At 31.4% G+C, this 24,325-nt stretch carries 23 protein-coding genes and 2 riboswitches; of the genes, 8 read left to right on the top strand and 15 right to left on the bottom strand.

Features of this window, described 5'->3' with window-relative positions:
- Nucleotides 1–344: 344 nt before the first annotated feature.
- A riboswitch (purine riboswitch) is annotated at nucleotides 345–446 on the bottom strand.
- A gap of 226 nt (nucleotides 447–672) precedes the next feature.
- Nucleotides 673–942: a hypothetical protein gene (locus V6137_RS02705; protein WP_425446344.1), complete on the top strand. Its 270-nt coding sequence runs from the start codon at nucleotides 673–675 to the stop codon at nucleotides 940–942.
- Nucleotides 943–1,254: 312 nt separating this feature from the next.
- Complete coding sequence (locus V6137_RS02700; RefSeq protein ID WP_425446343.1) at nucleotides 1,255–1,596, top strand: DUF5658 family protein; 342 nt, start codon at nucleotides 1,255–1,257, stop codon at nucleotides 1,594–1,596.
- A 4-nt stretch (nucleotides 1,597–1,600) separates the two neighbouring features.
- Here V6137_RS02700 and V6137_RS02695 read toward each other — a convergent pair whose 3' ends face one another.
- Entirely contained in the window at nucleotides 1,601–1,990 is a 390-nt protein-coding gene (locus V6137_RS02695; protein WP_425446342.1) for a hypothetical protein, read from the bottom strand.
- 237 nt (nucleotides 1,991–2,227) lie between these two features.
- On the opposite strand from V6137_RS02695, the gene V6137_RS02690 reads away from it, so the two are divergent.
- The gene (locus V6137_RS02690) at nucleotides 2,228–2,497 is read left to right on the top strand and encodes a hypothetical protein (RefSeq protein WP_425446341.1); all 270 of its coding nucleotides are present in this window, start codon (nucleotides 2,228–2,230) and stop codon (nucleotides 2,495–2,497) included.
- 65 nt (nucleotides 2,498–2,562) lie between these two features.
- Here V6137_RS02690 and guaA read toward each other — a convergent pair whose 3' ends face one another.
- The 6 genes from guaA to larE all read right to left on the bottom strand — a co-directional run bounded on the left by guaA (nucleotide 2,563) and on the right by larE (nucleotide 10,173).
- Nucleotides 2,563–4,095 (bottom strand): glutamine-hydrolyzing GMP synthase, encoded by a 1,533-nt coding sequence (gene guaA / locus V6137_RS02685; RefSeq protein ID WP_425446340.1) that lies wholly within the window; start codon nucleotides 4,093–4,095, stop codon nucleotides 2,563–2,565.
- 545 nt (nucleotides 4,096–4,640) lie between these two features.
- Nucleotides 4,641–6,095 (bottom strand): IMP dehydrogenase, encoded by a 1,455-nt coding sequence (gene guaB / locus V6137_RS02680; RefSeq protein WP_425446339.1) that lies wholly within the window; start codon nucleotides 6,093–6,095, stop codon nucleotides 4,641–4,643.
- A 622-nt stretch (nucleotides 6,096–6,717) separates the two neighbouring features.
- A riboswitch (purine riboswitch) is annotated at nucleotides 6,718–6,819 on the bottom strand.
- A 66-nt stretch (nucleotides 6,820–6,885) separates the two neighbouring features.
- Nucleotides 6,886–7,293 (bottom strand): nickel pincer cofactor biosynthesis protein LarC2, encoded by a 408-nt coding sequence (larC2, locus tag V6137_RS02675; RefSeq protein ID WP_425446338.1) that lies wholly within the window; start codon nucleotides 7,291–7,293, stop codon nucleotides 6,886–6,888.
- Between the two features lie 26 nt (nucleotides 7,294–7,319).
- Nucleotides 7,320–8,138 carry a nickel pincer cofactor biosynthesis protein LarC gene (larC, locus tag V6137_RS02670; RefSeq protein ID WP_425446337.1) on the bottom strand — a complete coding sequence of 273 codons (819 nt, stop codon included), beginning with the start codon at nucleotides 8,136–8,138 and terminating at the stop codon, nucleotides 7,320–7,322.
- Nucleotides 8,139–8,404: 266 nt separating this feature from the next.
- On the bottom strand, nucleotides 8,405–9,166 hold the full coding sequence (larB, locus tag V6137_RS02665) for a nickel pincer cofactor biosynthesis protein LarB (protein ID WP_425446336.1): 762 nt from the start codon (nucleotides 9,164–9,166) through the stop codon (nucleotides 8,405–8,407).
- 182 nt (nucleotides 9,167–9,348) lie between these two features.
- Entirely contained in the window at nucleotides 9,349–10,173 is an 825-nt protein-coding gene (gene larE, locus V6137_RS02660) for an ATP-dependent sacrificial sulfur transferase LarE (protein WP_425446335.1), read from the bottom strand.
- A 161-nt stretch (nucleotides 10,174–10,334) separates the two neighbouring features.
- Here larE and V6137_RS02655 point away from each other — a divergent pair, with 161 nt between their 5' ends.
- Both V6137_RS02655 and V6137_RS02650 read left to right on the top strand, forming a co-directional pair.
- Nucleotides 10,335–10,538, top strand: coding sequence for a hypothetical protein (locus V6137_RS02655; protein ID WP_425446334.1), 204 nt, complete (start codon nucleotides 10,335–10,337; stop codon nucleotides 10,536–10,538).
- 421 nt (nucleotides 10,539–10,959) lie between these two features.
- Nucleotides 10,960–11,223 (top strand): spore coat protein, encoded by a 264-nt coding sequence (locus tag V6137_RS02650; RefSeq protein WP_425446333.1) that lies wholly within the window; start codon nucleotides 10,960–10,962, stop codon nucleotides 11,221–11,223.
- Between the two features lie 125 nt (nucleotides 11,224–11,348).
- Here V6137_RS02650 and V6137_RS02645 read toward each other — a convergent pair whose 3' ends face one another.
- The 6 genes from V6137_RS02645 to V6137_RS02620 form a co-directional block, all read right to left on the bottom strand.
- Entirely contained in the window at nucleotides 11,349–11,603 is a 255-nt protein-coding gene (locus tag V6137_RS02645) for a hypothetical protein (RefSeq protein WP_425446332.1), read from the bottom strand.
- A 318-nt stretch (nucleotides 11,604–11,921) separates the two neighbouring features.
- The gene (groL, locus tag V6137_RS02640; protein ID WP_425446331.1) at nucleotides 11,922–13,562 is read right to left on the bottom strand and encodes a chaperonin GroEL; all 1,641 of its coding nucleotides are present in this window, start codon (nucleotides 13,560–13,562) and stop codon (nucleotides 11,922–11,924) included.
- Nucleotides 13,563–13,610: 48 nt separating this feature from the next.
- Nucleotides 13,611–13,880, bottom strand: a complete 270-nt coding sequence (locus V6137_RS02635) for a co-chaperone GroES (RefSeq protein ID WP_425446330.1) — start codon at nucleotides 13,878–13,880, stop codon at nucleotides 13,611–13,613.
- Between the two features lie 520 nt (nucleotides 13,881–14,400).
- A complete protein-coding gene (locus V6137_RS02630; protein ID WP_425446329.1) occupies nucleotides 14,401–15,084 on the bottom strand; it encodes a DUF554 domain-containing protein in 684 nt (227 codons plus the stop codon).
- A 223-nt stretch (nucleotides 15,085–15,307) separates the two neighbouring features.
- Nucleotides 15,308–16,192: a DNA-3-methyladenine glycosylase family protein gene (locus tag V6137_RS02625; protein WP_425446328.1), complete on the bottom strand. Its 885-nt coding sequence runs from the start codon at nucleotides 16,190–16,192 to the stop codon at nucleotides 15,308–15,310.
- 169 nt (nucleotides 16,193–16,361) lie between these two features.
- Nucleotides 16,362–17,240 (bottom strand): LysR family transcriptional regulator, encoded by an 879-nt coding sequence (locus V6137_RS02620; RefSeq protein ID WP_425446327.1) that lies wholly within the window; start codon nucleotides 17,238–17,240, stop codon nucleotides 16,362–16,364.
- A 146-nt stretch (nucleotides 17,241–17,386) separates the two neighbouring features.
- Between V6137_RS02620 and V6137_RS02615 the strand changes: the two genes are divergently transcribed.
- The 3 genes from V6137_RS02615 (at nucleotide 17,387) to V6137_RS02605 (ending at nucleotide 21,469) form a co-directional block, all read left to right on the top strand.
- Nucleotides 17,387–18,277: a sugar phosphate isomerase/epimerase family protein gene (locus V6137_RS02615; protein WP_425446326.1), complete on the top strand. Its 891-nt coding sequence runs from the start codon at nucleotides 17,387–17,389 to the stop codon at nucleotides 18,275–18,277.
- Nucleotides 18,278–18,298: 21 nt separating this feature from the next.
- Nucleotides 18,299–19,249 (top strand): NAD-dependent epimerase/dehydratase family protein, encoded by a 951-nt coding sequence (locus V6137_RS02610; RefSeq protein WP_425446325.1) that lies wholly within the window; start codon nucleotides 18,299–18,301, stop codon nucleotides 19,247–19,249.
- 177 nt (nucleotides 19,250–19,426) lie between these two features.
- Nucleotides 19,427–21,469, top strand: a complete 2,043-nt coding sequence (locus V6137_RS02605) for a methyl-accepting chemotaxis protein (RefSeq protein ID WP_425446324.1) — start codon at nucleotides 19,427–19,429, stop codon at nucleotides 21,467–21,469.
- A 194-nt stretch (nucleotides 21,470–21,663) separates the two neighbouring features.
- Here V6137_RS02605 and gdhA read toward each other — a convergent pair whose 3' ends face one another.
- Together gdhA and V6137_RS02595 are read right to left on the bottom strand one after the other, a co-directional pair.
- Nucleotides 21,664–23,004, bottom strand: coding sequence for an NADP-specific glutamate dehydrogenase (gene gdhA / locus V6137_RS02600; protein WP_425446323.1), 1,341 nt, complete (start codon nucleotides 23,002–23,004; stop codon nucleotides 21,664–21,666).
- A 440-nt stretch (nucleotides 23,005–23,444) separates the two neighbouring features.
- Nucleotides 23,445–24,284 carry an Asp23/Gls24 family envelope stress response protein gene (locus tag V6137_RS02595; RefSeq protein ID WP_425446322.1) on the bottom strand — a complete coding sequence of 280 codons (840 nt, stop codon included), beginning with the start codon at nucleotides 24,282–24,284 and terminating at the stop codon, nucleotides 23,445–23,447.
- Between the last annotated feature and the right edge of the window lie 41 nt (nucleotides 24,285–24,325).

Below are 24,325 nucleotides of genomic sequence, written 5' to 3'. Positions count from 1 at the left end.
TCTCACTTCGTTCGTAAAATTTGATTGTTATAGTTTAGGGGATTATGAATCCCCCAACAACTAGGTCTTCCTTAACAATAAATTTTGTAGCTTCGAATTCATTCGAAGGTTTCCTTATCTATTCTTTATTATTTATTATTTATTCTCTGCTTTAAATTCTTTATTCTTTATGCTCTATTATTTATTCTTTAATTTAAGTCCTTTCTTCTTTAATAAAAAAAGCCCGAAAGGATAGACTCCACTTATAAGTGAAACCTATCCTTCCGGGCTTTTATCCCCAAGGTGTAACATTACATCTGTAATGTTTGTATCGCTTGGACCTGACGAGTGGAACACTCCGGAACCCTAGATACACTTTCACCCATAGTCAAGGAATTTACGGTCCCTTGGTAGAAACTTTTCAGCCATATTCTGAAATCTATATGGGTAACTTTTATTTATGTACTAATAATAACAATTTATTTATAAAGTGTCAACGTATAAAATGAATTATTTTTGTTATATTTTTGTTATACTTTGCTTATTGATGTATGTTCTGCAGGACATTTATTGTTAATGTTCGTGTTTTATATTGAAATCCATTAATATGCCGCATTTTTATTAGAAGTACATTTAAATCCACTTTTTTGGGGTAAGAAATGAATGTTAATTATTATAGGAGGGATTTGTTTAGTGTTTTTAAAAAAATTTGAACAACAAAAATATGATGAAATCTTTGAAAAAATCTATAATGATTTGAAACATCAAAAAGAAAATGATGAAGATTTTAAGATTGATGATCTAAAATCATTGCTTAATAATTTTTATAAAATCGAAGGTAATGATTGGACAGGTCGAAGTAAAATTAATGATATAACAGATAGGGCTAAAATAGCAGCAGCACAAAATATTTTAGCTGAATGGAAAGAAGAGTTGGGAGATTACGAATCCCCCAATAACTAGACGTGCAAGTAAAGTACAAGGTCCAGAGTGCAGGGTGCAGAGATCTGGTGGCCCTATATTATGAAAAATACTTAATATATACTATTTGTAGGGCTTCAATACATTGAAGCCCTTAGGTATTCTGCTAGAAGATCTATTATGCTAATGACCATATTTCTAAGGATAATTTTATTATTGTTATATATTATATGGCTTTAAAGCCATCATGAATATATTAACGATTTAAACATACTTTTTATTATATTAGTATTAAAAATAAGATTTTTACACATACTAAAACAAAGTTTTCTATTAAATCAAAGGAGTTTTAGTATGGGACAATTATTTTTAGTTTCTAAAGACCAATACTATACCATTAAACTTTTATTTTTAATCTATTTTCTAACATTACTAGATTATTCGTTGACTTTTATAGGCATAAACATATTTCATATTATCACTGAAGCTAACCCTATTATGGTTAAATTTATGACCCTTCCCTTTTATAAAGGTTTAGTTCTAAAGAGTATTTTCTCTCTTTTTCCACTATTACTATTAGAAAAAGTTAAAAGTAGATTTTTAAATATTGATTATTATTATAATATATTGATATTAATATTATCCATTGTATTATATCCTAATGTGTTACATATGATTTGGTTATTATATATATAAGTTTTTATTTTATCACTTTAAGTATAGCTTTTGCTATTTCCCCTAAAGTATCATCACTATTTCCATTATAACATCTATTAATAGTATCCGTTGTTTCTTTAGTCATAAGCTTAAAGTCTACATTTTTATTAAATTTAGTTGTCCTACTTAACGCAAAAGTATTACTTGTCTCTGTAAGTTGTTTAATATTATATATCACTTTATCTATATCCCTTGCAATATTATTAGTTACAGTCAAAACCTCTTCTAGCTCTTTAGGGTAATTATCATGCCTTTCCTTATCCTTTGCTAGCTTCGTCATATCATCTTTTAATACTATTATCTCATTTGATATGTTTTCAATATTCCTAGACTTCAATAAAACTTTAGCAACACCGTTAGCTAATAATTCCATAATATCCCTCTCTTTCATTACATATTATACACTGATTAATTATAGTTTTTTTAGACTGTATGTTCCCTAAAAAATAGTACCATAGTACCATGTAAATCTTTATCTACTAATTTCGACATATAGCTACTTAATTCCTTTTTTTTTCATTATAAATTATATTTTATTTTTTTATATTGATGGGTAATTAGTTTATGTAATAAAATATAATAAATACTTAATACATTTGGAGGCGATACTATGTTTTTAGAGGAATTCAAAAAAGAAAAGTATAATACTACCTTTGATAATGTTTATTCAAACTTAAATTATCAAAGAAATAATGATCCTAAATATACTATTGAAAAATTAGAGGCTTTGCTTGAGAGTTTATATACAAGTCAAGGTAATGATTGGATAGGTAAAGGGGAAATAAAAGAAGTGACCAATAATGCAACCATAGCAGCCTGTGAACAAGTATTAGCTGAATGGAAAGAGGATTTGGGGGATTACGAATCCCCCAACAACTAAGAAGGTACAGAATGCAGGTAAATAAAAAGAGTAGGGACTCAATATATTGAGTCCCTACTCTTTTTTTATTCCCACTCTATAGTTGACGGTGGCTTAGATGTAATATCATATACAATCCTATTTACCCCATCTACATTATTTACTATTTTATTTGATACTTTCTCTAGCACCTCAAAGGGTATCCTTGCCCAATCAGATGTCATTCCATCCACACTTGTTACAGCACGAAGAGCTATGGTATGGGTATATGTTCTTTCGTCTCCCATTACCCCAACACTTCTGATGTTAGGAAGGGCAGCAAAGTATTGCCATATTTCCTTTTGGAGTCCAGCTTTTCTTATCTCATCTCTAAAAATATAATCAGCTTCCCTAACTATATTTAATTTCTCCTCTGTTATTTCTCCAAGAACCCTAATAGCTAGACCTGGTCCAGGGAATGGCTGTCTATCAACTATTTCACTGGGAATATTTAGTTCCCTACCCACTTCCCTAACCTCATCTTTAAATAATTGATTTAATGGTTCAATTAAATCAAAGTCCACATCCTCTGGAAGTCCTCCAACATTATGATGACTTTTTATAACTTCTGCGCTATCGGTACCACTTTCTATTACATCGGGATATATGGTACCTTGAACTAAATAATCTATTTCTCCTAACTTAGCTTTTTCTTCTTCAAATACTCTGATAAACTCTTCTCCAATGATTTTTCTTTTCTTTTCTGGGTCGGTTACTCCCTTTAGTTTTCCTAAAAATCTATCTTGAGCATTAACTCTAATGAGATTCATATCAAATTTTTCTTTAAATACTTCTTCAACCTGATCCCCTTCATCTTTCCTAAGTAAACCATGGTCAACAAATACACAGGTTAAGTTTTTTCCTATGGCTTTATGAACAAGTACTGCTGCAACTGAAGAATCTACTCCCCCTGATAGTGCACATAATGCTTTCTTATCCCCTATTTTTTTCTTTAACATTTCTATAGTCTCTGTTGCAAAATCTCCCATATCCCAATCTGGTTCTATTTCACATACCTCATATAGGAAGTTTTTAATCATATCTTTTCCTTGATGGGTATGTTCAACCTCCGGATGGAACTGAACTGCATATAATTTTTTTTCTATATTTTTCATTGCAGCAACAGGACAACTTTCAGTTTTTGCAGTGACTATAAAATCTGCCGGTGGCTCTTCTATATAATCGGTATGACTCATCCAGCAAAGACTTTTATTATCTATGTCTTTAAATATACCTTCCCTATCCTCTATTTCAATGGCAGCCTTTCCATATTCCCTAGATTTAGCTCTATTTACTTTACCTCCGAAGATATGGGCCATTAGTTGTCCACCATAACATATTCCTAGGATAGGAATGTCTAGCTTAAATATATCCTTATCACATGTTGGAGACTTATCTCCATATACACTGGAGGGTCCTCCTGAGAATATTATTCCCTTGGGATTTTTTTCTTTTATCTCATCTATACTATAGCTATAGGGAACTATTTCACAATATACATTAGCTTCCCTAACTCTTCTTGCTATAAGCTGGCTATATTGCCCACCAAAGTCTAGAATTAAAACTGTATTATTTGTCATTGATTTACCCCTCTCTGCCGAAGCAGGTGCTTCGGAATTGTTAATTTTTAATTGCTAATTGTTAATTTGTGTGGGTCCAGAGTTTTTGCTTTGGACCAATGCTTCGGAATTTTAAATTGTAAATTTTAAATTATAAATTGATTCGGTTACGTAGTTTCTGGCTGCTAGTTGTTCTTTGTTTTTTATCAGTTTTATTTTCGGCTCCTTCCCGCCACTTTCAGGGCGGGTGGACTGGGCATGCCCAGTTCCTACATCTGCCGAAGTAATACTTCGGAATTGTTAATTGCTAATTTTTAATTGTTAGCTTTGATGATCCGGAGTTTGTGCCTTGGACCGGCACTTTGGAATTTTAAATTTTAAATTATAACTTTTCTTCGTTACTGGGGGATTCGTAATCCCCCAACAACAGAATTAGTCGGTTTTATGGTTTTTTGGTTATTTGTTGTTCTTTGTTTTTTTAATTCTTCTTTTTTCTTTATCCATTCTTCTTTAATTTATACCTGCACGCTGTACTTTGCACTCTGCACCAATTAACCAAAGGTTAATTATTGTTTACTATAATTCGGTGCCTCTTTCGTTATATGAATATCATGGGGATGACTCTCTATAAGTCCAGCTCCTGTTATCTTAATAAATTGTCCCTTTTCTTTTAGTTCTTCTATTGTAGCAGAACCACAATATCCCATACCAGACTTAAGGCCACCTACAAGCTGATATACTGTATCCTTAAGGGGTCCTTTATACGAAATTCTACCTTCTACTCCCTCTGGTACAAACTTTTTACTATCTTCTTGGAAATATCTATCTTTACTTCCTGCTGCCATAGCTCCCAAAGAACCCATGCCCCTATATACTTTAAATCTTCTTCCATTATAAAGTTCAGTTTCTCCAGGACTTTCTTCCGTTCCTGCAAACATGGAACCCATCATAGTAACGTTAGCTCCAGCTGATATGGCTTTTACTATATCTCCTGAATATTTTATACCACCATCCGCTATTATTGGTATACCATATTTTCTAGCGGCATTTGCACAATCATATATTGCAGTTATTTGAGGAACTCCAACCCCAGCAACAACTCTAGTTGTACAAATGGAGCCAGGTCCAATGCCAACTTTTACTGCATCTGCACCTGCATTTATAAGATCCTCTGTGGCACTTGCTGTTGCAACATTTCCTGCTATTAACTGTACTTCTGGAAAACGTCCCTTTATTTTCTTAACGGCTTCCAAAACTCCCTTAGAATGGCCATGGGCCGTATCTATAACTATAACATCTACTTGAGAGTCAACCAAAGCTTCAACTCTATCTAATACATCTCCCGTTACTCCAACTGCAGCCCCTGCTAAAAGCCTTCCGTTATCATCCTTAGCTGAATTTGGGTATTGTATAGATTTTTCTATGTCCTTAATAGTTATTAATCCCACTAATATTTCATCATTATCAACTAGGGGTAACTTTTCGATCTTATGATTTTTCATTATTTCTAAAGCAGAGTCCATTGAAATACCTTCTTGAGCTGTTATTAGATTTTCTTTAGTCATAACCCCACTTATTTTTTTAGTTGTATCGGTTTCAAACCTTATGTCCCTATTTGTTATTATTCCAATTAGCTTTCTATTATCATTTACTATTGGGACTCCTGATATATGATATCTCTCCATTAATTCCAATGCATCTGCCACAACATGATTTTCAGATAAATAAAAAGGATCGGTTATTACACCATGCTCTGATCTTTTAACCTTATCTACTTCCATGGCCTGAGCTTCTATTGACATATTTTTGTGAATTATTCCAATACCACCTTCTCTAGCCATAGCTATAGCCATTCGAGCCTCTGTTACCGTATCCATTCCTGCACTCATTATAGGTATATTCAGTTTTATTTTTTTAGTAAGCTTTGTATTAACCTTTACATTTTTAGGCAAAACTTCTGATTTAGCTGGTACCAATAAAACATCATCAAAAGTTAAGCCTTCTCCTAAAAATTTTTCCATAATATTACACCCCTTTCGCCGAAGCTTTGCTTCGGAATTTTAAATTATAAATTATAAATTTTAAATTGATTTAGTTACATAATTTGGGATTGCTAGTCTTTCTTTGTTTCTTATTTAATTTATTTTCGGCCCATTCCCGCCACTTTCAGGGCGGGTGGACAGGGCATGCCCTGTCCCTACGCATGCCGAAACTTTGCTTCGGAATTGTTAATTTTTAATTGTTAATTGTTAGTTTTGGTGATCCAAAGTTTATGCCTTGGAGCACCTTGAAAATTTTAAATTGTAAATTTTCTTCGTTACTAGAGAATTCATAATCCCACAGTTTTTCACCTTCTCTAATTTTATTGGTTGGGGGATTACGAATCCCCCAACAACGGAATATAACGTAGCTTCGAATTCATTCGAAGGTTTCCTTATTTATTCTCTATTCTTTATTCTTTGCTTTTACAATTCTTCTTTCTTCTTTACCCATTCTTCTTTAAAAAAAGGTTGCTTTTAGAAAAATGATATATATACAATATTGTACATATATCATTTCTCTAGTTTAAGTTTAGGTTTAAGTTTAAGTTTATAAAAAAAACACACAGACTCCAAGAGTGGAATCTATGTGTTAGTTCTATCACAATAGAATAATTCCACCCATAGTCAGATAATTATCGGTTATCCGGTAGATACTCCCCAGCCATATTCCAGGGTATATATGAGTTTAAAAAAATATTAATTTCAACTGTTTAATTTTTATACATACTAACAAAGAATTTCTACATTGTCAATCTTTTTTCTAAGTTTTTTAATTTTCTAATTTTTCACTAACATTACTCAAAGCCTCTTTATATACATCTTTCAAAGGTATATTTTTTATTTTAGCGATTTTTTTACATTCCTCATATTCAGGAGCATACTTTAATATTTTTCCATCTTTTAATCCTAGCTTTACCGTTATTTTTCCATACTTAGTTTTTATCTTTATAAACTCTCTATCTAATTTTTCTCTGTCCACTTTATACTTTCTAATACCTAATGTTGTTGTTTCATTAAATAATATATTTTCTAAAATGCCACTATCCTTTATATAGCACAGTACACTTATTTTTGAACCGGGTCTATTTTTCTTCATAATAATATTGGTTAAATATACATCCAGTGCTCCCTTTTCAAATAACAAGTCAAATAGATGGGAATATATCTCTGGGTTCATATCATCAATATTAGTTTCTAAAACAACTAAATCCTCTTTAGTTTTTTTTTAGCTAAATTTACCCTTAATACATTGGTTATCTCGAGGTCTTTATCCCCCAAGCCATAACCTATTTTTTCTATTACCATCTCTGGCATAGGTATAAAGTCCTTAGCTAAAGCCTTTATTATTGCAGCTCCCGTTGGAGTTACAAGTTCACTTCTTATACCTTTTTGATATACTGGTATTCCCCTTAATATATCAAGGGTAGCCGGTGCTGGAACCGGAATTTTACCATGGGCACAATTTACAAATCCAGTACCAACATGTAGTGGTGATGAATATATCTCATCAACCCCTAATTTATCAATACATATTGCTGCACCTATTATATCAACTATTGAATCAATTGCTCCAACTTCATGAAAGTGAACCTCTTCTATTGGCTTATCATGGGTTTTAGCCTCTGCCTTTGCCACATATGTAAATATCTCTTTACTAAGTTTTTTTACATTATCATTTAAATCACTATCCCCTATTATGTGTTCAACATCATGGAGATTTCTGTGGTGGTGATGTCCATGATGTTGATCGTGGCTGTGGTGCTTATTGTCATGATCATGATTATGTCCATGGTTATGTCCGTGATTGTTATCACCATGGCTTTCTAATATAACATTGAAATTAGTACCTGTTATACCATTTTTCTGCCCTTTTTTTATATTTATCTTATAGCCATCCACTTTTATCTTTTTAAGCTCATTTAAAAACTCATCTTTGTCAACACCTAAATCAAGTAAAGCCCCAATGGTCATATCACCACTTATACCTGATAGGCAATCGAAGTATAGTATTTTTTTGTCCATGTTTTCATCTCCCTCTTTAATAATTAATAAAATCAGCGATCTAATTTTGCCACCATCTTGTGGGGGGGTTATGCAGTTGACAATTGACAGTTTAAGGTATAAATCGGTTGAAACCGATTTAATATATAATATTTTACGACCAAAGGGAGTAAAATCACCTTTAATTGTCCACTGTCCATTGTCAATTGTCAATTATTTTTAACAAAACCTCCGAATGAATTCGAAGCTACTTTTGCTTTTGACTATTAACTATTAGTTATTAACTGTTATCTATTTTTCTCAATTTGCCTATTAATAGTACTAGCCAGATATCCTGCTCCAAATCCATTATCTATATTTACAACTCCAACACCACTGGCGCAGCTATTTAGCATGGCTAAAAGGGCAGCTAGACCGTTGAAGTTTGCTCCATAGCCTATACTGGTTGGCACTGCTATTACTGGCTTATCAACCAGCCCTCCAACTACACTGGCTAAGGCCCCTTCCATACCTGCAACTACGATTATTATATTTGCTTCATCTAGTTTTTCCCTATGGGATAATAGTCTATGTATTCCAGCAACCCCCACATCATAGAGTTTGTCTACACTATTGCCTAAAACCTTAGCAGTTATATAAGCCTCATCTGCCACTGGTATATCGGAAGTGCCTCCCGTTACAACTAGTATTTTACTATCTGTTGTTCCAATTTCCCTTTTTTTAACTAGAACTATTCTAGCTAGCTCATGGTACTCCACATCATCGGTTATTTCTTTTATTGCATTATATATATCAATATTTGCCCTAGTTAATAATATATTATTTTCCCTTAATAACATTTTCTCCACAATACCCTTTATATGTTCTATAGACTTTCCTTGACAATATATAACTTCAGGGTATCCATTTCTAAGACCCCTATGATGGTCAATCTTAGCATAACCTAAATCTTCAAAGGGAAGATCCTTAAGTCTATCCATAGCAGAATCTATATCCACATTACCATCTTTTACACCTTCCAGTATCTTCTTTATATCTTCATTTGTCACTTCAAACACCACCCTCTTTTTTTAAAGAATAGATAATAGAGAATAAAGAATAGATATGGTGCAAAGTGGCCTAGGACACTTTGTTTCTATTCTAATAAAATTTTACGACCATCGGGAGTAAAATCTCCTTATCTATTCTCTATTCTTCATTCTTTATTCTTTGCTTTTATCTTTCTTCTTTCTTACTTTACACTTTCTTCTTTAATGAAAGTGTTCATTTTCCCTTGACTATATCCCTCTAAATCCATTGTTACATAGGTAAATCCAATCTCTTTTAATTTACCCGATATCTTGTCCATTAATTCCATATTAAAAAATTTATTTCTTTCATCTCTAGAAACTTCTATTCTAGCCATATCCCCATGATGTCTTACTCTATATTGTTTAAAACCTATACTACTCAAATAGTCTTCAGCATTTTCGATCATTTTAAGTTTATCTTTAGTTATCTCTTTATGGTATGGAATTCTCGTTATAAGACAAGCAAATGCTGGCTTATCCCACGTTGGTAACCCTAACTTTTTAGATAATGCCCTTATATCATCTTTAGTAAATCCAGCTTCTTTTAATGGACTTTTAACTTCCAACTCTTCTATAGCTTTCATTCCTGGTCTATAATCTCCCAAATCATCAACATTGGAGCCGTCTAATACATAGTTAATTCCTAAGCTTTTAGCTTCTTGTTTTATTGATGTAAATACTTTTTTCTTGCATATATAGCATCTATCAGTTGGATTATTTTTAAATAGATCCTTAAACTCCCTCTCATTTATCTTAATCATTTTATGATCTATTCCTATTGATCTACTAAACTCCTTAGCTTCATTTATCTCCCTAGATGGATGCATTGGACCTAATACAGTTATTGCCTTAGCATTATTATCTAATACATCATAACATACTTTTGATAAAAGGGTACTATCTACTCCCCCTGAAAAAGCTACAACTACTTTTTTTAATTCTTTTATTATTTGATGCAATTTCTGGTATTTTTCTTCTAATGACATCATTTCACTCCTTATAGCTTTATTAATGTATATTATAACATAATTTTCATTTAAACTATTTTATTGTTTGTCATTTCATTTATTTCATGCTATATATTATGGTTATTGTTAAATAATAATATTACAAATAAATCTATCGATTTTCATAACGGAGGGATATTATGGCCAACATTAGCTCAAAAAGAGAATTAGATACCAAGTTACTTTCACTATTAGAGGAACAATTAAACGAAGAAGCTTTACTTTATAAAAAATATTTAAATCTAGCTGGGTCTTTTTTAGATTGTGAGCTAAAAAATATCTGCCATGAAGCAAGTAAGAAACATAGGGATAATTATCATCTATTACTATCTTACTTAATCTAAAGAAGAATGGGTAAAGAAGAAAGAAGAATTTTAAAAGCAAAGAATAAAGAATGGAGAATAAAGAATAAATATGGAAATCTTCGAATGAATTCGAAGCTACAAATTTTGTTATGTAGGGGCTGAATATATTCAGCCCTCTCGCCCTGAAAGTGGTGGGAAAGAGCCGAAAATAAAATTGGTTTAAAACAAAAGAATAACTAATAACCAAAAAACTATAAACACCACCAATCCTGTTGTTGGGGGATTCGTAATCCCCCAATAACGAAGACATAAAACCAATTTATAATTTAAAATTTACAATTTAAAATTCCGAAGCGCCGGTCCAAGGCAAAAACTTTAAATCACCAAAATTAACAATTAACAATTAACAATTAAAAATTAACAATTCCGAAGCCACCGCTTCGGCGAAAGGGGTTTTATCATGTTTAATAAAACTTTATCAGAAAAGGATCTTCTATTTGATTTAATGTCATCGGAAAAAAAAATATGCAATGATTATAATAATGCATTAATGGAATCATCATGCCCAGTTTTACGAAATATTTTTTCTGAGTGTCTATCTAATAACCAAAAAAACGAATTCTCTCTATATGATGCCATAGATAAACGGGGCTGGATTAAAACAAAATTAGTCAGTGATAGGGAAGTTAAGGATGTTTATAATAAGTTTAGCAATTTGATATAGACAAAAGCGACCGGAAACGTGGTCGCTTTTTTAATTGTTAATGGTTAATTGTTAATTATTGGAGGTTTAGGGTGATTGATGATACCCTTAGCTTATGTGGAATTGGATATTATCTAAGGCTTAAACTAATTTTGATCACTTCTTCTTAAAATATTAACTCCTAATATCAACATCAATAACCAAAATGTAAGTCTTATTATTTTTATTTTTAAGTCATCAAAACTATTAACAATACTAAATGATAGTAATAAGGTGCCTATTAAACCAGGGATAAATGAAATATATCCTAGATATACAAACCATCCTTCAATCTTCTTAGTTCTAATAATGTCTATATTAAAAAGTATTAAAGCTATAATTTCTATTATGCCTATTTCCATAGTTACCTCCTTTATATGGTATTATTAACATTATTATACCATAAGTGTTTAGACTTCAATATATTGAAACTTTAGACTCTCTTTAGAAGACCTATTATACTGTATATTATATTCCTTAAAATAGTTTTATTACTATTCTATACTATAGGGCATTAAAACAGGCCTGAATATATTCAGGCCTTACAAAGTTGGGGGATTACGAATCCCCCAACAACGAGGGAATTATATAAAAACCCTCTATCACCAAACCAATTAACAATTCACAATTAAAAATTAACAATTAAAAAAGGTGGCATGCACTTCGCCACCTTTTTTAAACTACATCATTCCTGGCATTCCGCCGCCCATTCCTGGCATTCCGCCACCCATTGGGGCATCATTTTCTTCTTCTTCATCGGCAACTACACTTTCAGTGGTTAATACCATAGCAGCTACTGATGCTGCGTTTTGTAGTGCTGATCTTGTAACTTTAGTTGGGTCAACTATACCAGCTTTTATCATATCTACATATTTTTCATTTAATGCATCAAAGCCAATACCTTTTCCTTCTGCTTTTATTCTTTCCACTATAACTGAACCTTCTAATCCAGCATTTTCAGCTATTTGTCTTACTGGCTCTTCTAGTGCTCTTCTTATAAGCTTAATTCCTGTTCTTACATCACCTTCAACTTCATCAATTAACTTTTCTACAGCTGGAACTACATTAAGTAATGCTGTTCCACCACCGGCTACTATACCTTCTTCTACAGCAGCTCTCGTAGCAGCTAAAGCATCTTCTATTCTTAATTTTTTCTCTTTCATTTCAGTTTCAGTTGCTGCACCAACTTGGATTACTGCAACTCCACCGGCTAACTTAGCTAATCTTTCCTGTAATTTCTCTGTATCAAATTCTGAAGTTGATTCTTCTATTTGAGCTTTTATTTGTCTTACCCTATCTTCAATGGCACTTTCTTCTCCAGCACCATCAACTATAGTGGTGTTCTCTTTTTCTACTTTAACTGTACTAGCTCTTCCTAACATTTCTAATGTAGTTTCTTTTAAGTCATATCCTAACTCTTCAGAGATAACTTCTCCCCCTGTTAATGTAGCTATATCGCTTAACATTTCTTTTCTTCTATCACCAAATCCAGGAGCCTTAACTGCAACACAATTGAAAGTTCCTCTTATTTTGTTTACAACCAATGTTGCTAAAGCTTCCCCTTCTATATCTTCTGCTATAATTAACAGTTGTTTGCCCTGTTGTACTATTTGCTCAAGTACTGGTAATATATCTTGAATATTTGTTATTTTCTTATCTGTTATTAATATATATGGATCTTCCAATAAAGCTTCCATTTTTTCTGTATCAGTTGCCATATATGGTGATAAATAACCTCTATCAAACTGCATACCTTCAACTACATCTAAAGTAGTTCCCATAGTTTTTGATTCCTCTACAGTTATAACACCATCTTTTCCCACCTTTTCCATAGCTTCTGCTATTAAGTTACCTATTTCTTCATCAGCTGCTGAAATAGATGCAACTTGAGCTATTGATTCTTTATCAGCTATTTGTTTTGAATCAGCTTTTATTCCTTCTACTGCAACATCAACAGCCTTATGTATACCCTTTCTTAAGATCATTGGGTTTGCACCGGCTGCAACATTTTTAAGTCCTTCTCTTATTATAGCTTGAGCTAATAATGTAGCTGTAGTAGTACCATCACCTGCAACATCATTAGTTTTTGTTGCTACTTCTTTAACCAGCTGTGCCCCCATATTTTCATATGGATCTTTAAGTTCTATTTCCCTTGCTATAGTAACACCATCATTAGTTATAAGTGGTGATCCGAATTTTTTATCTAAAACAACATTTCTACCCTTTGGTCCTAATGTCACTTTAACTGTATCTGCTAATTTATTAATACCCTTTTCCATGGCACGACGAGCATTTTCACTAAATTTTATTTCTTTAGCCATAATTTATTCACTCCCTTTTCGATTTATAAAGATTTAAATATAACCTTATTACTCAACAACTGCTAAAATATCTATTGACTTCAATATAGTATATTCTTCACCATCTGCTTCAACTTCTGTTCCTGAGAACTTAGAGAATATAACCCTATCTCCGACTTTTATTTCACCTTTTTCTTCTACCTTTGGTCCTACTGCTATAATTTCAGCTATTTTAGGTTCTTCCTTAGCTGAGTTAGGTAATACTATCCCACTTTTTGTAGTTTCTTCTTTTTCAACTTTTTTAATTACAACTCTGTCACCTAATGGCTTGATAGTCATTTTATTACCCTCCTTATTTTGTATAATAAATTTAAATTCATTTACTTACTTTTTATTATTAGCACTCAACATTAACGAGTGCTAATACTTACAATTAATATATTACATAATAGACTATTACTTAGCAAATCCCGTAAAAGCATAAAAATAACCACCAACTGTGATTATTCTCAATTATTGCTATTTTTATTCATATATCTCCCATTATTTATTTTTTTCATAACAAGTTTAGTTTAGAGAATAAATAATAAAGAATAGAGAATAGATATGGAAACCTCCGAATGAATTCGGAGCTACTATTTTATAAAAAAATAATGAACAACTTAGGTCCAGGCATGCCCTGTCCCTACATAATGAAATTTTACGACCAACGGGAGTAAAATCTCATTATCTATTCTCTATTCTTTGTCTTTATATTTCTTCTTTCTTCTTTACCCATTCTTCTTTAATCTAATGTAGCTTCGACTTCAGTCGAAGGTTCCCTCATCTATTCTTTATTCTCTATTCTTTATTCTTTAAACTAAAGGTTCATAATAGCATAATAAACCAACGGTATAAATACTGCTGGTAACATATTCCCCACCTTTATTTTTTTTATCTCTAATATATTTATTGATATAGCCATAATAAGTATACCTCCAACGGCCACCATATTGGCTTGAACAGATGGTTCTAAAAGATAATCTTTTAAATAAACTGCAGAAATAGTTATAAGCCCTTGATATAAAAACACCGATACAGAAGAAAACATTACACCTATTCCTAAAGTAGATGCAAATACTATAGCTGTAATTCCATCGATTACTCCCTTTGCAATCAATGTATCGTGCTCCCCTGTAAGACCACTTTTTAAAGCCCCTGTTATTGCCATAGCTCCAACACAATAAATAAGAGAGGTTGTTACAAACCCCTTTGAAAAATTAGAATCACCTTTGCCCATCTTTTTTTCTATAAAGTCACCAAACTTCTCTAAATTTTTTTCTATATTTAGTAATTCTCCAATAAAACTTCCTATTGCTACACTTAATATAACCAATAAAGTATTTTCAGCCGTAAGGGCATCCTTTAGCCCCAATACAATAACCGTAAGACCTAACCCATTTATTATAGTATCCTTATAGTTATCCTTTAGTCCATTTTTAAGTAATACCCCTATCAGGGCCCCTACAATAATTAATATAGAATTTACAACAGTTCCTAGCATATTCTTTTCTCCCTTTTCATAAATTAGAGAATAGATAATAAAGAATAAAGAATAAATATGGTTATTTTACTCCCTGCGGTCGTAAAATTCTATTATATAAGTTGGGGGATTACGAATCCCCCAACAACACGATAGGAGCTTTGACTTCAGTCAAAGGTTTCCTTATCTATTCTTTATTCTCCATTCCTTTATTCTTTGCTTTTTAAAATTTCTTCTTTCTTTTTTACCCATTCTTCTTTAAATTAAGTTCCCTTGCATAATAAAACAAATATTGCTGAGCGAAGCCTGCATATTTACCAAATTTATTTTGAGCATATTTTTGTATATCCTTAAGTTTGGTATCCTCATCTAGATAAAAGTATTCCATAACCCTTTTTACCCATACATCTATTGGGAAAGCATCATATTTATCCATTGAAAATAACATAATACAATCTGATACTTTAGGTCCTACCCCAGAAAATAACATAAGTTCTTTTCTAGCATCCTCTGTTGTTAGATTTTTAATTGCATATATGTCCATTTGACCACTGGCTACAATATCTGCTGCATTTACTATATATCTTGCCCTAAAGCCTGTTTTACAATTTTTTATATCTTCCACAGACTTTTCTGTAATATCTTCTGGTTTAGGGAAACTGTAATATTTCTTTCCATTGTATTCCTCTATATATTCACCATATTTCTCACTCAATAATTCAATTGCAGCCTTTATTCTAGGTATTCTATTGTTTGCCGATATTATAAAGGATATTAAAATTTCCCAAGGGTCTTGATTTAATATTCTTATTCCATAGCCAAAGTCCGTTGATTTCTTTAATACTTCATCCCTAGATAATTCTTCCTTTATAGCTTTATAGTCCCTATCTAAATCAAAATATTCATACCAAATATTATTGAAATCCTCTCTATTAGTATTAGACAAAATAATATTATTTTCCTCTTTTTTCACGTTAATAACTTTTTCATGGGCTACCCCAGTATAACTTCCATCATCCTCTTCATTCCATCTAAAACATTGTCCACACTCAAATATATGTTTAGGTTCAAAGTCACTCACATTTTCTATTATTATTTTATTATCTTTCTCTATTATATTATAATCCATAGTTTTTCCTCCCTATTATTTTGAGTCTTAGCTTAAGTCTTAGTTTGAGTAAAAGCTTTGTTAAAGGCAAAGCTAGTTGTATTTACTAAGACTAAAACTTAAGCTAAAACTGATTTTTCCTATATATATAAATATAACCTTAATATATCCTATTAAACACTATTAACTCCTACAATAACTCCATAAACTCTTTAGCAGCAGCTGATACTGGAAAATTTTTATGGGTTACTAATCCTATACTTCTTTTAGGCATTTTCTCTTTTGTTTTTATTTCATATAGCTCTTCTTTTTCTAGTTTATCCTTTATAAAATCCTTTACTACATAAGATATCCCAAGGCCTATTTTAGCAAATTCAATCAAGAGATCTGAACTTCCTATTTCTATATCTGGTGTTATATTAAATCCATGTTCCCTAATATATTTATCAAATAATTTTCTAGTGTTACTATCCCTTTGTAACAATAATATAGGATATTCTAATAGTTTTTTTAATTCTATGATTTCATCACTTAAAAATTTATATTTCTCTCCACATACAAAACAATCTTCAATCTCAAAAACTTCCTTTATCAAAAAGTTTTTATCATTTTTTATTGGTAATGTTACAATACCTATATCTACCTTGCCTGATTTTAAAAGTTTTATAGTTTCAGGGGTAGTTTGATTATTTATTTTTATATTTATGTCAGGATATCTACTATGAAATTCCTTAAGATAAGGCAATAGGTAATATTGGCATAATGTATCACTTGTACTTACTCTCAACTGTCCCTTAACTAGATTTCTCATTTCTAAAAATTTATTTTCAGCAGTCATTATAAAGTCATATCCTTGCTCTATATATTTAAACAATACTTCCCCTTCACTTGTAAGTCTAATCCCCTTTGATGTCCTAAAAAAAACTCTACCTCCTAATTCCGTCTCCAATTGCTTTATAGATTGACTTACAGCCGGTTGGCTTATATATAGGTCCTTTGCAGCCCTTGATATACTCCCTGCTTTTACCACATAATAAAAGACCTTATAGAGCTCCATATTTACAATCATATAACCTCTCCTTATATTCAGCATAAGTAATATTAATTTTATTTATATATTTTATCATATTATAATATAATTAAGATAGATTGGGGGATTACGAATCCCCCAACAACTAATATATTTCTACGATTTCAACAAAAGGAGGAAATATTTTGACAGAATATTCAATTGGAATGCATGGATTTTTTGATGATAAAAAGTACAAAAGAGACTTCCGCAATTTTATTAATGGTATAGAATTTTGTCTTTTTAGTGATGAAGAGGTTAATAAACTAAAGAATATAGCTAAAACCGATGATTTCAATATAGGTATTCATTTTCCTTTAAGAAAAAAGATATACAAATACAGAGATCCTTTAATTCTATCAAAGGACAAAGATGAACGCCTTGATGCCTTTAATGCTATAGAAAAGGAACTGAAGTTTGCTACAGATATTAATGCCAAATACATGGTTATGCACTTTCCAAAACCAGTAATTCTTAATGATGATTTTAATTTTGATACATGGGCATTTACCTATGATAATGAATTCATTTTTGAAAAAGATTATTCCTTTGAAGATTTTAGAAAAGATTGTATTAATGCCTTTGAAAAATTATCCCGTTTGTCAGATAAATATAACGTTCAAATAGTCTTAGAACATGATTATTTAAATAAGTATTTTTATGAAGAAGATTTATTAGAAAATTTATTAAAAAAATACACTAATATAAAATTATGCCTAGATACTGGAAGACTCCATGTTATGGATAAAGTAAACCCTAACTTTGATTCTATAAAGTTTGTACAGAATATGGCTAAGTATACTTATCTTCTTCACATTTCTAATGTTCGTGTGAGAAAAACCCTTAAAGATAGACACTTTCCAGTACTCCCTAATCAAAATACAAAAGATGGATGGGCTAATATAGATTCTTATTTAAAAATAATGTCTAATATAAATCCAAACATTAGAATATTGTTTGAACATCGTTCAGATTTAGTAAATGATAAAGATCTAGATTTATGTTATAAGTGGGTTCGTAGTTATTTTGAATTTTAATATACTTTAGGAGGTATTAAAATGGAAATACTAGTTATGGGAGGTACTGAGTTTGTTAGTAGTTCTATAGCAAAGCATATGATTAATGAAGGAAATACTGTTGATATCTTTACCCGAGGCATAAAAAAGGTAAACTATGAAGGTATAAGAAATCATATTGTAGGAGATAGACTTTCTCCAGATGATTTGAAAAAATGTCTATTAGATAAAAGATACGATGTTATATTTGATATTTCTGCCTACACATCCGAAGATGTAGAAAAACTTACTTCTGTTATAAATACTAGTAAACTTAAAAGATATATCTTTTGTAGTTCTGGGGCTGTATATAAGCCTACTGAAAAAATGGTTGCTGAAGATTATCCTCGGGGATTTAATAATAATTGGAATGATTATGGATTAAATAAGAAAAAAGCAGAGGATTATTTATTTGATCTATATAAAACAGATAACTTTCCTATTACGATTTTTAGACCAACATATATTTATGGAGATGGCAATAATCTATATAGAGAAGTTTATCTATTTGATAGAATAAATAAGGGATTAGATATCCCTATTCCAAAGGGTTATAATAAAACTCAATTTATTCATATTAATGATTTAGTAAGGGTTTTTGAAAGTGCAATATACTGTAATAAATCTATAGGAGAGGTATATAATGTAACCCATAGAGAACAAATAACTTGGGAATATCTAGTTAAGACTGCATTAAAGGTTATGGATAAAAAAGTTAAGATTCATAAAGTTGACTATAGTACAGCAGCTATTAGTCCAAGGGAGTTTTTCCCATTTAGAGATGTTACTTATCTTTTCAATATAGAAAAATTAAAATATCATAATTTATATGTACCTAAAATTGGTTTAGAGGAAGGTTTAAATAGTACATACAAATGGTATATAAATGAAAAACCCCAGCTACAAGACTTAAAAATGAATAGAGTGGAGTTTGCAATAAAATATACCGATTAAATCCTAGGATTTAATCGGTATATTTTATTGATTCGTTACTCCTAACTAATATAGATGATAAAAGCTTTTATCATCTATATTTTGAAAAAATTTCAATTTTATTAAAGGATTTTGTGTTTTTATGTCGAATATTGTAATAATGACATTTTGAAATATAAAAAGAAGGAGGAATTAAATTTGAAATTAAAATCAAGTATATCTAACAAATTATTATTAATAATATTACCTCTGGTAATATTGATCTTTCTAGTTTCGGGTCTTATTATAGATAAGAGGGTTAGTAATAATATTAAAGAAATAGCTTTAGGGGAAGTAATAAATAAATCCGAGGAAATTACATCAAGGGTAAATAATTTCTTTTCCGATAAGAGAAACATTACAAAGACTATGTCAAATACTGCTAGCTTTACAAATTATATTAACGATACAATAGGAATAATAGATAGAGAAGAAGTAAAAACTCTTCCTAGCTATGACTCTGTAGCTACAACATTGGAAAATATCAAAAATTCCGATAAAGATTTAGGTCTTGCATATTTAGCATTAGATTATAATAATAGTTTTATAAGTAATGATAGGTCATATACTGTACCTAATGAATTTGATTTATCGAAGAAGCCCTGGTATACAAGGGCAATAAGTAAGGGAGAAACTCACTTTACTGCACCATATATAGATGGTGTTACAGGAAAAACCGTTATAAGCGTTGTGACTCCAATATTTAATGGTTCAAAGGCTATAGGTGCGTCAGCCCTTGATGTATATATAACTAGATTATCTGAAATAATGTCCAAATATAAAATAGGGAAAAATAGTTACTCTATGCTAATAGATAACAAAGGGACAGTAGTATATCACCCTAATAAGGATTGGATATTAGAGAAAAAAGTTACAGATATATCTGAAGATTTTAGTCTCCTTGGGGAAAAAATGCTAAAAGGAGAGAAAGGTGTTGAAGCCTACAATCTAGATGGAACTGATAAATACATAGCCTATGTTCCTGTTGAAGAAAATGGTTGGTCCGTTGGTATGATTATCCCTTCTGAATATATAGATAGTTATGTAAATAATGTGAGAAAAACTGTTATAGCTACTTATATCATAGGTTGTATATTACTAAGTGCATTAATATTGTTATTAACAAAGTTTATGTTAAGAAAAGTTCCTCTAATATTAAATGGCCTAAGCTCAGTTGCAAATGGAAACCTATCAGCTAAACTAAATATAAAAACAAATGATGAAGTTGGAGAGATCGCTTCTAAGTTTAATATAATGGTTACTAATATAAAGGATTTAATTACTACAAGTAATAATATTAGTGAAACTCTTTTAGACTCTGCAGATAATCTTGCCAATTCATCGGATAATGCCTCTGTAGTTATAGATGAAGCCTCTACTGCTGTAGATGAAATAGCTAAAGGTGTTAATGAACAGGCCATAGAAATGGAACAAGGAGCTAAACTTGCAGCAGAGTTAGATACTAAGTTTAACGAACTCCTTAACATAAATAATGATATGGCAAAATCTGCAACTGAAGTTGTAGACATTAGTAAAAATGGTATAACAGTTATAGATAGTCTTAAAGAAAAATCTGAATTAAGTAATATGTCAACAGAAAAAATTGAACAGGTTATTAATGAATTAAATGAAAAGACTAAAAATATAGGAAATATATTAGAAACTATTAATTCATTAGCAGAACAGACAAGCCTTTTATCATTAAATGCATCAATAGAAGCAGCTAGAGCTGGGGAAGCCGGGAAGGGCTTTGCTGTGGTAGCGGATGAAATCAGAAAATTAGCTGAAGGTTCCAGTGATGCATCTGATGAAATAAAGAAAATAGTAGTAGATATACAATCTAAAGCTATAGATAGTGTGGAAACTGTTAAAGAAGTTAAAAATATGTCTGAAGAACAGGATAAAGCAGTTTGGGAAGCTAACGAATCCTTCAATAATATATACGGTACAATAGAGGATATAACTAATAAAATGAATAATATAGGTTCATTTATTGATGATTTAAGTAAAGATAAGGACAATATAGTCTTTGCCATACAAAATGTCTCAGCTGTATCAGAAGAAACGGCAGCTTCAGCAGAAGAAGTTAGCGCATCTATAGAGCAACAAACAACAACAATCGATAAAGTTGCCCACTCTGCTAAAGAATTAAATGAACTTGCAAAGGAATTAAATAAAGAAATTAAAAAGTTTAAAATGTAAGAAAAAGTTGGGGGATTGGGAATCCCCCAACAACACAAAAACACCACAAACAACAAAAACAACAAAAACAACAAAAACACAACAAAAACAAAGTGGACTTTGCCACTTTGTTTTTTAAATTTAAAATGGTAGCTTCGAATTATTTCGAAGATTTCCTAATCTATTCTTTATTCTCTATTATTTATTCTTTAATTCTAGTATTCTCCTTGAGCTAACATTGCCTCTGCAACTTTTTTAAATCCTGCTACATTGGCACCTGCAACTAAGTTATAACCGAAACCATACTCTTCTGCAGCTTCCATAGCATTTTTATGGATATTTATCATGATTTGATGAAGTTTAGCATCAACTTCTTCTTCTGTCCATGCTATTCTCATACTATTTTGAGACATTTCAAGAGCCGAAGTTGCAACCCCACCTGCATTAGCAGCTTTACCAGGGCCTACTATTATTCCATTATCCATTACATAGTCTAATGCGTCGTTAGTTGTTGGCATGTTAGAAGCCTCTGTTATAATCTTAACACCATTTTCAACTATCTTCTTAGCATCTTCCATTAAGATCTCATTTTGAGTAGCACATGGCATTACTATATCAACCTTTACACCCCATGGCTTTTCTCCTGGGAAGAACTCTACACCAAACTTATCAGCATAGTCTTGTACTTTATCTCTACCAGAAGCACGCATTTCTAACATATAATCTATTTTTTCACCCTTAACACCATCTGGATCATATATATATCCGTCTGGACCTGAAAGAGTAACTACTTTACCACCTAATTCAGTTATCTTTTGAGCAGCACCCCAAGCAACATTACCAAATCCTGATAGTGCAACTGTTTTTCCTTTGAAAGTTTCTCCTTCATGCTTTAATATTTCTTCACAGAAATAAGTTGCCCCAAAACCTGTAGCTTCTGGTCTAATTAAACTACCACCATAAGCTAATCCTTTACCAGTAAGCACTCCATTTTCAAATGCTCCCCTAAGTCTTCTATAGTGACCGTATAAGTATCCGATTTCCCTTGCTCCAACTCCTATATCTCCTGCTGGAACGTCAACGTCTGGTCCAATATGTCTAAATAATTCTGTCATGAAACTTTGGCAAAATCTCATTACCTCTCCGTCTGATTTACCCCTTGGATCAAAGTCAGAACCACCTTTACCTCCACCTATTGGAAGTCCTGTTAGTGAGTTCTTAAATATTTGCTCAAATCCTAAGAACTTAATAATTCCAAGATAAACTGATGGATGGAATCTAAGTCCACCTTTATATGGTCCAATAGATCCATTAAATTGAACTCTCATACCTCTATTTACCTGAACATTACCTTCGTCGTCAGTCCATGGTACTTTAAACATTATAACTCTTTCTGGCTCAGTCATTCTCTCCAAAAGATTTGCTTTAACGTATTCTGGGTGTTTTTCAATAACTGGCTCTAAAGACTTAAGTACTTCCTCCGCTGCCTGTAAAAATTCTGGTTCGTGGGCATTTCTTTCCTTTAATTTCTTTAGTACATCTTGAACATAAGACATCTTTAAGTCCCCCTTCTAATAGTAGGTTTTATATTTTATCCAACATAATGCTTGATTGTTAAATAATTAACTTTACGAATCTAAAGAAAAGGTTTTCCTTAATTCATAAAAAAACACTATGTTTGGAGTTGGAAACCTATAAACACTTTTATTTTCTAATTTATATTACATTGGCATTATAACATAGGAGGTTATAATTTGTAAATAAATATTACACTTTTTTAATTAAAGAATAGAGAATAGATTATGGTTATTTTACTCCCTACGGTCATAAAATTTCATTATATAGGTTGGGGGATTACGAATCCCCCAACAACAAAATAAACGTAGGGTCTAGGCATGCCTGGCCCCTACAATGGAAACGCAGTTTCCATATGTTTTTATTATAATTTAATTTTACGAACAAAGTGAGTAAAATAACCATATCTATTCTTTATTCTCTATTCTTTATTCTTTTCTTTAAGTTCTTTCTTCTTTAACTTCATGACCTTTATATTAACAGCCAATATATTAAGGGATGTCATCATTTCTACTTCTCTAATTATATTTTCTTGAAGCTTTTTTATTACTTCTCTTATAGGTTTTTCATATATTATTTCAGTATCTGCTGTTATCAACACCCCATTTTCTAAGTTATCCACATATATATTATATACTTTGGATATATCTGAAGTTTTTTTAGCTCCGTATTTCACCAAATCAATTATTACTTTCCTTGAGATTGTATAGTTACCTAGGTAACTAAATGTAGGGCGTACCACACTCTTTTCATAAATTCTTTCCCTTATTCCATTACCTCTTTTAGTAAAAATTTTTAAAGTGTCCATAAAATACCCTGAAAAATCCTTTTTTATTTCAAATGTAGGTACTGGAATTACGTGTTTACCTTCTTTGGTCCTCTGACCCTTGGCTATATTAATTTCATCTTCTGTAGATATGTCCCTTATATATATTGTTTTAGATATTTCAGGCAATCCTAAATTTAATGCTATCTTTTTCACCATCTTATCTGACGTCCCTAAGATAAGTATTCCTTTAGGTCTTATGACATCTATTGCATCCCTTACTTGTTTTTTATGTTTGTCATCCATAAATATGGCTCTCTTAACTGCTGAAACTGTGGACCTTTCCCTTTTGGCAGATTTTCCACCTATTATCTTAGTCCCCTTTATAAGTAATCCATCATCTATTATATATTCTATACCTAAATCCTTTGCTACCGATATTGCCTTGTAACTTTTTCCACTTCCACTTTCCCCCACAAGGGCTACTACCTTCATATAGAAAACCTCCAGAGTTCTTAATTATATCATCAATTGTA

Source organism: Dethiothermospora halolimnae (genome assembly GCF_037577855.1).
In the GTDB taxonomy this organism is placed as follows: Bacteria; Bacillota; Clostridia; order Tissierellales; family VENL01; genus Dethiothermospora; species Dethiothermospora halolimnae.
The sequence above is the reverse complement of the archived record's forward strand: the minus strand, read 5'-3'. Positions and strand labels throughout refer to the sequence as shown.

Coding starts and splice junctions, on each gene's coding strand:
- V6137_RS02650 (WP_425446333.1), top strand. CDS start 10,960: ATGTTTAATAAAACTTTATCAGAAAAGGATCTTCTATTTGATTTAATG.
- V6137_RS02700 (WP_425446343.1), top strand. CDS start 1,255: ATGGGACAATTATTTTTAGTTTCTAAAGACCAATACTATACCATTAAA.
- V6137_RS02655 (WP_425446334.1), top strand. CDS start 10,335: ATGGCCAACATTAGCTCAAAAAGAGAATTAGATACCAAGTTACTTTCA.
- gdhA (WP_425446323.1), bottom strand. CDS start 23,004: ATGTCTTATGTTCAAGATGTACTAAAGAAATTAAAGGAAAGAAATGCC.
- groL (WP_425446331.1), bottom strand. CDS start 13,562: ATGGCTAAAGAAATAAAATTTAGTGAAAATGCTCGTCGTGCCATGGAA.
- V6137_RS02610 (WP_425446325.1), top strand. CDS start 18,299: ATGGAAATACTAGTTATGGGAGGTACTGAGTTTGTTAGTAGTTCTATA.
- V6137_RS02595 (WP_425446322.1), bottom strand. CDS start 24,284: ATGAAGGTAGTAGCCCTTGTGGGGGAAAGTGGAAGTGGAAAAAGTTAC.
- V6137_RS02645 (WP_425446332.1), bottom strand. CDS start 11,603: ATGGAAATAGGCATAATAGAAATTATAGCTTTAATACTTTTTAATATA.
- V6137_RS02635 (WP_425446330.1), bottom strand. CDS start 13,880: ATGACTATCAAGCCATTAGGTGACAGAGTTGTAATTAAAAAAGTTGAA.
- larC (WP_425446337.1), bottom strand. CDS start 8,138: ATGGACAAAAAAATACTATACTTCGATTGCCTATCAGGTATAAGTGGT.
- larC2 (WP_425446338.1), bottom strand. CDS start 7,293: ATGAACCCAGAGATATATTCCCATCTATTTGACTTGTTATTTGAAAAG.
- guaA (WP_425446340.1), bottom strand. CDS start 4,095: ATGACAAATAATACAGTTTTAATTCTAGACTTTGGTGGGCAATATAGC.
- V6137_RS02690 (WP_425446341.1), top strand. CDS start 2,228: ATGTTTTTAGAGGAATTCAAAAAAGAAAAGTATAATACTACCTTTGAT.
- V6137_RS02695 (WP_425446342.1), bottom strand. CDS start 1,990: ATGGAATTATTAGCTAACGGTGTTGCTAAAGTTTTATTGAAGTCTAGG.
- V6137_RS02630 (WP_425446329.1), bottom strand. CDS start 15,084: ATGCTAGGAACTGTTGTAAATTCTATATTAATTATTGTAGGGGCCCTG.
- larE (WP_425446335.1), bottom strand. CDS start 10,173: ATGTCATTAGAAGAAAAATACCAGAAATTGCATCAAATAATAAAAGAA.
- V6137_RS02625 (WP_425446328.1), bottom strand. CDS start 16,192: ATGGATTATAATATAATAGAGAAAGATAATAAAATAATAATAGAAAAT.
- V6137_RS02620 (WP_425446327.1), bottom strand. CDS start 17,240: ATGATTGTAAATATGGAGCTCTATAAGGTCTTTTATTATGTGGTAAAA.
- guaB (WP_425446339.1), bottom strand. CDS start 6,095: ATGGAAAAATTTTTAGGAGAAGGCTTAACTTTTGATGATGTTTTATTG.